Source organism: Streptomyces sp. FH025 (assembly GCF_017427025.1).
Classification (GTDB): Bacteria; Actinomycetota; Actinomycetes; order Streptomycetales; family Streptomycetaceae; genus Kitasatospora.
On record NZ_JAFLNG010000405.1, the window covers coordinates 1 to 7153 of the forward strand.

The window sequence follows — 7153 nt, forward strand, 5'->3', positions numbered from 1 at the left end:
GGGCGCGATCCCCACCCCGCCGCCGCGCCAGTACCGGAACCCGCCCCGGACGTGGTTGGAGATCTCCAGCAGGTCCGGGTTGTCCGGGTGGTACTCGAAGAGGTCCACCTCGTTGCCGCCGTCCCGCCAGGTCCAGATCGCCGGCCAGGCGCCCAGCCCCACCGGCAGCGTGACCCGTGCGGACACCGTGTCCCCGGTGCGCACCTGGAAGCCCTCCGGGCTGCCCTCGGTGGTGAGCAGATTGCAGGTCCACAGCCCGCCGGTGGGCCGTCGGACGGCGGCGAACACCCCGCCCGGGCAGTACTCACGACTCAGGAAATCGAGCTTGTGATCGCTCCGGTTGGTCGGCCCCATCCGGGGGTAGGCACTGCTGCGCCCGGCGATCCACTGTCTGGTCGAAGTGAAGTCCGCGTCGAACACGACTGCCACGGCCGCCTCCCCGAAGCTCCGCTGCCCCGGCGGTCGGACCCACCGGGCACACAGAGTGAGTTACCCGATACACTCCGCAGTATGCGAAGCAGGCGGCCCGCAGCGGCCCCGCCGGTCAACCGACCGAGGCGGTGGTGCCCCCGGCCCGCAGCCGGTCGGTCACCGAGACCACGCCGTCCACCGAGCGGCACAGGTTCAACACGATCGGCACCAGGTGCGCCTCGGGCACGGTGCCGCTGAGCACCACCCGGCCCTGGTCGACCTCCACCCCGACCTCCGCGGGGCTCACCCCGTCGATCCGGCCGAGCACCTCCTCGACGATCTCCCGCCGGATCACCTGGTCCTCGCGCAGGAACACCCTCAGCAGGTCCCCTCGGCTCACCATGCCGATGACCCGGCCCTCCTCGTCCAGCACCGGCAGCCGCTTCAACCCGTGCCGGCTCATCATCCGGGCGGCGGCGACCACGCTGGTGTCGGGCGTGGTGCAGACCGGCTGCGCGGTCATCAGGTCGGCGGCCGTGACCACCCCACCCGGCCCGACCTGCGCCGTCTGCGGGGCGGGCAGCAGGCTGCCCGGGTCGTCCTGCGCGGCCAGGGTGCGCAGCAGGTCGGCCTCCGAGACCACGCCCACCGGTCGCCCCTCCCGGTCCAGCACCGGCACCCCGGTGATGTCGTACTCGGTCAGCAGCGCGACGATCTCCCGGAACCCGGTCTCGGGCGAGACCGTGACCACGGGGCTGGTCATCACAGATTCGACGGTGGCATGCCGCACGCCCGTTCACCTCGTCCAACGGTGCTGGTCCTACCGGACACGGATCGTCCCGGCCGGTACCGGCAGCATCGCCCCCGGCGGGGATGATCGCCAGGGGCCAAGGGGCCGAACGGGTGGGACCTTGGGCCCGGACGCGCGAACGCGCCCCCGACATCCCGAGCCGCCCCGATCCGGCCGGGAGCGGGGCGTCAGCCCGCCGCACCGACCCGGCCGGGCGCCCGCGAACCCGCCGGCTGCGCCTCGTAGTCCGGCAGTTCGACACTCGTCACGTGCTTTCCCAGCTCCAGCATCCGGTCCAGCGCCCACCGCCGGCTGAGCAGCCCGTTGCGGAACCGCAGCCCGGCCGCCGTGCGCGGCGCGAGGAACGGGCCGGTGCGGTCCCCGCCCTTCTGGCAGCCTCGGGCGTAGCCGCGCAGCAGCCGCTCGTACCGGGCGAAGGCCGCCCGGTGGTCGCCGCGGGCCAGGGCCAGCTCACCGGCGAGGACGTAGGCGGCGACGACGGCGGTGCCGGTGCCCATGCCGCCGATGGTGGCACCGCAGGCGGCGTCGCCGAGCAGGGCGATCCGGCCGGCGGACCAGGCGGGGACGTCGGCACGGCTGATCGAGTCGAAGTACAGCTCGGGCGCGGCGTCCAGGCTCTCCAGCAGTCGCGGCACCCGCCAGCCGAGGCCCGCGTAGGCGGCCCGGACCAGCGCCTTCTGCCGCTCCGGATCGTGCCGGTCGTAGCGCAGTTCGGGCGAGGCGAAGACGCAGAAGGCCCCGGCGCGGGTGGGGTCGCGATGGTCCGCGCCCACGGACATCAGGCGGCCGGGGACGTTGAGCCCCACCGATCCGACCGGCAGGCCGCCGTCGTTCGGCAGCCCCCAGGTCGCGGCGTAGTAGCCGAGGTGGCGGACGAACCGCGACTCGGGGCCGAAGGCGAGCCGGCGGACGTTGGAGTGCAGCCCGTCGGCGCCGATCACCAGGTCGAACTCGCGCGGCGCGGCGCCCCGGAAGGAGACCCGGACGCCGCTCGGCGTCTCCTCCAGGGCCGTGATCGAGTCGCCGAAGAGGTACTCCGCCCGGGCGGCGCTGTGCCGGTGCAGCAGCTGGGCGAGCTCCCCGCGCGGGACCTCCAGCTCGCCGCCCGCGAACTCGGCGGGCAGGTGGAGCCGTTGGCGGCCGTCGGCGTCGACGAAGGTCATCGGGCTGCCGCCGGTGTCGAGCGCGCGCAGCTCCTCCAGGACGCCCATCCGCTCCAGCACGGTCAGGTGGGTGGGGCCCCGGAAGTCGACGTTCTGACCGCCGCCGCGCAGCGCCGGGGCGAGCTCGACCACCGTCACCTCGAAGCCGTACCGGACCAGCCAGTGGGCCAGGGCGGGGCCGGCGATGCTCGCGCCCGAGATCAGGACCTTGGTGCTCGGGCTCGGGGATGCGCTCATGGAAACCACTCCGTTCATGGGGAGCCTGTGAAACTGTGTCTCGCGGACACTGTTCGTTGCTGTGTACGGTAGACGCAGTTGGCGCGGACAGACAACCCCCGAGGCGGGAGCAGGCGATGGGCGAGGCGGCGAACGACACGGTGCGGCTGCTCTGGGGCCCGCCCGCCAAGCCGACCCGGGGGCCGAAGCCGGCCCTCAGCCTGGAGCGGATCGCCGCCGCGGGCGTCGAGGCGGCCGACGCCGAGGGGCTCGGCGCGGTCTCGATGCAGAAAGTCGCCGGGCTGCTCGACTTCACCAAGATGTCGCTCTACCGCTACGTGCCCGGCAAGGCCGAACTGATCGCGCTGATGGTCGAGTCGGCCCTCGACGAGCCCCCGGCAACCGCCGAGGGCGATTGGCGGGAACAACTCACCGCCTGGGCCCATCACTTGGCCGCTTCCTTCGCCCGGCATCCGTGGCTGCTGGACGCCACCATCGGCCCCCGGGTGCTCGGCCCCAGGGAACTCGCCTGGCTGGAACGGGTGGTGGCCGCCCTGGACGGCCGCGGGCTGACCGGCTCCGAGCGGATGGACGCCGCCGTACTGCTCGCCGGGCACGTGCGGAGCATCGCCGAGCAGTCCCGCGCGGTCGGCCCGGACGGCTCCCCCGAGGCCGAACTCCTCACCGCCCTCGGCACCGTGGTGCACCGGCACGCCGACCGCTACCCGGCCCTGGCCGCCGCCATGGCCGAACCGGACGGCCGCGACCAGGCCCTGGACTTCGGGCTGGAGCGGATCCTGGACGGCCTCGCCGCCCTGATCGACCGCCGCACCACCCCGACGCCGCCCCGATAATCGCTCGACCCGCGCCCGCACGGACCGCTAGCGTCCGCCGCCATGGCGATGTTCGTGCACCTGACGGCCGCGGCGAACGCGCCGCGCATCCGCCGCGCCGGGATCCGGGCCGACAGCCGGGGCCAGGGCGGTGTGCGCGGGGTGTACTGCTTCCCGGTGCTGCCCTCGTACACCCTCACCCACCAGTGGCTGCGCGAACTGGCCCGGTTCGGCCCCAAGGGCGCGCTGGTCGCGGTGCACCTGCGGCTGGACGACGCGCAGCAGGTGCTGGTCGGGCACTACCGGGACAGCGCCCGGGACGCCCAGCAGTGGCTGTCAGCCGCCGAGGCCGTCGCCCGGATCGGCGCGCTGGCGGACCCACGCGGCTGGGAGGTCGTCCTGCCACGCCCGGCGGACGCCCGCGAGGTGCACCGGATCCGCGCCGTCCCGCAGGTCTCGGGCTGGCGCTACCGCCCGGACGCCCACGGAACCCGCCCCTGCACCTGCGTGGGCTGCCGGGAGTACGGCGGGTACGGCGACCGCCGGCTGCGCGAACGCCACCCGCACCCGCTGGACGGCCCGCCGCCGCCCGTCCCCGTGCTGCTCGCCCGGATCGAGGCCGCCGGGTGCCCGGGCGAGGTGGCCGCGCTGCGCGACGCCCTGCACTGGCTCTCCCTGCGGCGCCGGGGCCCGCTGGACCGGCTCGCCCGGCTGGCCGAGCACCCGGACCCGGACGTCCGGCGCGACCTCGTGTGGACCGTCCACCGCTGGTCCACCCCTGGCGTCACCGAACTGCTCGACGGCCTCGCCGCGGATCCGCACCCGCACGTGCGGGAGGCCGTCGAGACGGTCCGGAACTTCTGAACCGGCGCCGCGTCAGGAGACGCGCTTCGACACGAAGCACCCGGCGGACAGTCCCTTTCCGGCCCCGCCGTCGGCCGGACCCCGCCGCCGCCCGACACCTGCGCGTCCGCGCCCCGAGGTGCCCGCCAGGCCGGCCGGGGTGACCATGGGACGAGCCGTGTCTTCGGTGATTCGGCACGCCGGTGCCCTCCGGCGCCGCCGGGAAGGTGGACCGCGATGTTCCAGATCGTCTGGATTCTTCTCATCGGCTTCGTGCTGGGCGTCCTCGCCAAACTGATCCTGCGCGGGCCGCAGTCGATCCCCTGGTGGCTGACCATGCTGCTCGGCGCCGCCGGCGCCCTGCTCGGCAACGCCGTCTCCGGCTGGCTCGGCGTGCGCCACACCGCGGGCATCGACTGGATCCGCCACATCCTCCAGATCGGCTTCGCCGTCGCCCTGGTGGCCATCGTCGCCCCCGCCTGGACCAAGTCCCGCCAGAGCCGCTGACCCGGCGGCCGTGCGGCTCAGCCCACGTGGACCGCGGGGCGGCGTCTGCGGTCGGGCTCGGCCTCGCGGAGCACCTCGCGGGTCACGGGCGCGATCTCGCCCTGTCCGAACAGGAAGAACCGCAGGAACTGGGCGAAGGGGTTGCCCTCGGTCCACTCGAAGTAGATGTGCGGCTGCTGCCCGGTGAGGTCGCGCACCTGGAGCAGCAGCGCGGCCAGCGCGTTGGGCACGCTGGAGCTCTCCAGCGCCAGCACCCGGTAGCGGTCGTGCAGCACCTCGCCGCGCACGGTCAGCACGGCCTCGAAGTCGGACGGGTCGAGCACGGTGACCTCGACGAAGACCAGGTCGTCCTCGGCCGGGATGTCGTTGTCGGCGCGGATCTGACGGATCTTGTCGCGGTACTCGGCGAGGTCGCGGCTGTTCGGCTCGTTGGCGATCAGGCGCAGCGGGCGGTGCATGTAGTCCCGGACGAACCGCTCCGCGACCTCGTCCAGCACCACGTCGGTGACCCGCAGTTCGAAGGCCCGCTTGAGCCGGGAGAGGAAGGAGACCAGCATGATGCCCGCGATGAAGCAGGCGCCGATCTTGACGCCGTCCGGCCGCTCGGCGATGTTCACGGCCGTGGTGTAGACGAACACCGCCGAGATCACCGCGAAGCCGACCGTCCAGCGGCGCTGCCCGGCCTTGTGCGAGGCGATGGTGACGGCGATCGCGGCCGAGCTGATCAGCACCAGCACGCCGGTCGCGTAGGCGCCGCCCTGCGCGTCCACGTTGGCGTCGAACAGCCAGGTGACCAGGAAGGCGATCAGGGTGAGCACGATGACGGTGGGGCGCACCGCCCGGGCCCAGTGCGGGGCCATGCCGTAGCGCGGCAGGTAGCGCGGCATCAGGTTGAGCAGTCCGGCCATCGCGGAGGCGCCGGCGAACCAGAGGATCGCGATGGTGGACAGGTCGTAGACGCTGCCGAAGGTGTTGCCCAGGTACTGGTGCGCGAGGTAGGCGAGCGCCCGCCCGTTGGCCTTGCCGCCCGCCTTGAACTCGGGGGCCGGGATGAGCAGGGTGGTGATGAAGCTGGTGGTGATCAGGAACACGCTCATGATCACGGCGGCGGTGGTGAGCAGCTTGCGGGCGCCCCGGATCCGGCCGGTGGGCTTCTCCTCGGTGTCGTCGGGGTCGCCCTCGATGTGCGGCATCACGGCGACGCCGGTCTCGAAGCCGGACAGGCCGAGGGCCAGCTTCGGGAAGACGATGAGCGCGACGCCGACCATGGCGAGCGCGTTGCCGTGCTCGACGGTGAGGGCGTCCGTCCAGTCGCTGAAAACGTGCGGGGCCTTGAGCACGTGCCAGAGGCCGTTGGCCACCACCACGACGTTGAGCGCGAGGTAGACCGCGACCAGCACGACGGCCAGGCCGATCGCCTCGCTGAAGCCCTTGAGGAAGACCGCCCCGAGCAGCGCGATCATGATCATGGTGAGGGTGATCTGCTTGCCCGCGAGCGCGCTGTGCACGTGCGGGTTCTCCACCAGGTGCGCGCTCGCGTCGGCGGCCGAGAGGGTGATGGTGATCATGAAGTCGGTGGCCGCGAAACCCAGCAGGGTGAGCACGAAGAGCTTGCCCTGCCAGAACGACAGCAGCCGCTCCAGCATCGCGATCGACCCCTGCCCGTGCGGGCTCTCGTGGGCGACCCGCCGGTAGACCGGCAGTGCTCCCAGCAGGGTGACGATCACCAGCACGATGGTCGCCAGCGGCGAGACCAGGCCGGCCGCGAGCGCGGCGATGCCGGGCTGGTAGCCGAGGGTGGAGAAGTAGTCCAGGCCGGTCAGGCACATCACCCGCCACCAGCGCTGGCCCTTCTCCAGCGGCGCCTCCGCGTGCGGGCCGGGGTGCTGCTTGGCCATGTCCGACAGGCCTTCGAGCATCCACTCCCGGAACCTCTCGCCCCGGGTCGCGGGAGCCGCCCCCGGTTCGGCCGAACCCGACGAAACCACGTGCACCCCTGTCCACGACTTCGGCCGGCCGCACACGGCTCCGGCCCCCCTGTGGCCGCCGGACGGCGGGCCCGGTCAGGCTAGGTGACCCGGCGCGGCCACCCGGGAACCGCGCGGGCCAACACGCCGGGGAGCGCCCGTACGGCCCTCCCGGCCGTGCCCGCGGCTTCGGCGCGGCGGCACACCTGAACGCCCCGAAAGAGGGAAGGATGTCCGCGCATTGACGCAGCAGATTGACGCAGCGCGGGGACGCACGGCCGCGACGCGGCAGGATGGCACAGGACGACGCACCGGACCGACGCGGCCGGGCAGACAGGGAGGACGCAGTGGCGGAACCGAGCCGACGGGGAGTCCTGGGCCTCGGCCTGATGGCGGCCGCCC

General features: G+C 73.4%; 6 protein-coding genes and 1 pseudogene. 3 read left to right on the top strand and 4 right to left on the bottom strand.

The genetic code is table 11. The features are described 5' to 3' along the window. The 3 genes and pseudogenes from J0670_RS25105 to J0670_RS25115 all read right to left on the bottom strand — a co-directional run. Window positions 1-429: pseudogene (locus J0670_RS25105) on the bottom strand (beta-glucanase); the annotation flags it as partial. Window positions 430-544: 115 nt separating this feature from the next. Further along, the gene (locus J0670_RS25110; protein WP_243437485.1) at window positions 545-1174 is read right to left on the bottom strand and encodes a CBS domain-containing protein; all 630 of its coding nucleotides are present in this window, start codon (window positions 1172-1174) and stop codon (window positions 545-547) included. Window positions 1175-1389: 215 nt separating this feature from the next. Next, window positions 1390-2622, bottom strand: a complete 1233-nt coding sequence (locus J0670_RS25115; RefSeq protein ID WP_207813932.1) for an FAD-dependent monooxygenase — start codon at window positions 2620-2622, stop codon at window positions 1390-1392. Window positions 2623-2738: 116 nt separating this feature from the next. Here J0670_RS25115 and J0670_RS25120 point away from each other — a divergent pair, with 116 nt between their 5' ends. The 3 genes from J0670_RS25120 to J0670_RS25130 all read left to right on the top strand — a co-directional run bounded on the left by J0670_RS25120 (window position 2739) and on the right by J0670_RS25130 (window position 4784). Next, window positions 2739-3455 (top strand): TetR/AcrR family transcriptional regulator, encoded by a 717-nt coding sequence (locus J0670_RS25120; protein WP_207813933.1) that lies wholly within the window; start codon window positions 2739-2741, stop codon window positions 3453-3455. A 42-nt stretch (window positions 3456-3497) separates the two neighbouring features. Next, on the top strand, window positions 3498-4298 hold the full coding sequence (locus J0670_RS25125) for a HEAT repeat domain-containing protein (RefSeq protein WP_207813934.1): 801 nt from the start codon (window positions 3498-3500) through the stop codon (window positions 4296-4298). Between the two features lie 216 nt (window positions 4299-4514). Next, entirely contained in the window at window positions 4515-4784 is a 270-nt protein-coding gene (locus J0670_RS25130; RefSeq protein ID WP_207813935.1) for a GlsB/YeaQ/YmgE family stress response membrane protein, read from the top strand. Window positions 4785-4801: 17 nt separating this feature from the next. Here the strand turns inward: J0670_RS25130 and J0670_RS25135 are convergent, their stop codons facing one another. Then, the gene (locus tag J0670_RS25135; protein ID WP_243437486.1) at window positions 4802-6703 is read right to left on the bottom strand and encodes an amino acid transporter; all 1902 of its coding nucleotides are present in this window, start codon (window positions 6701-6703) and stop codon (window positions 4802-4804) included. Between the last annotated feature and the right edge of the window lie 450 nt (window positions 6704-7153).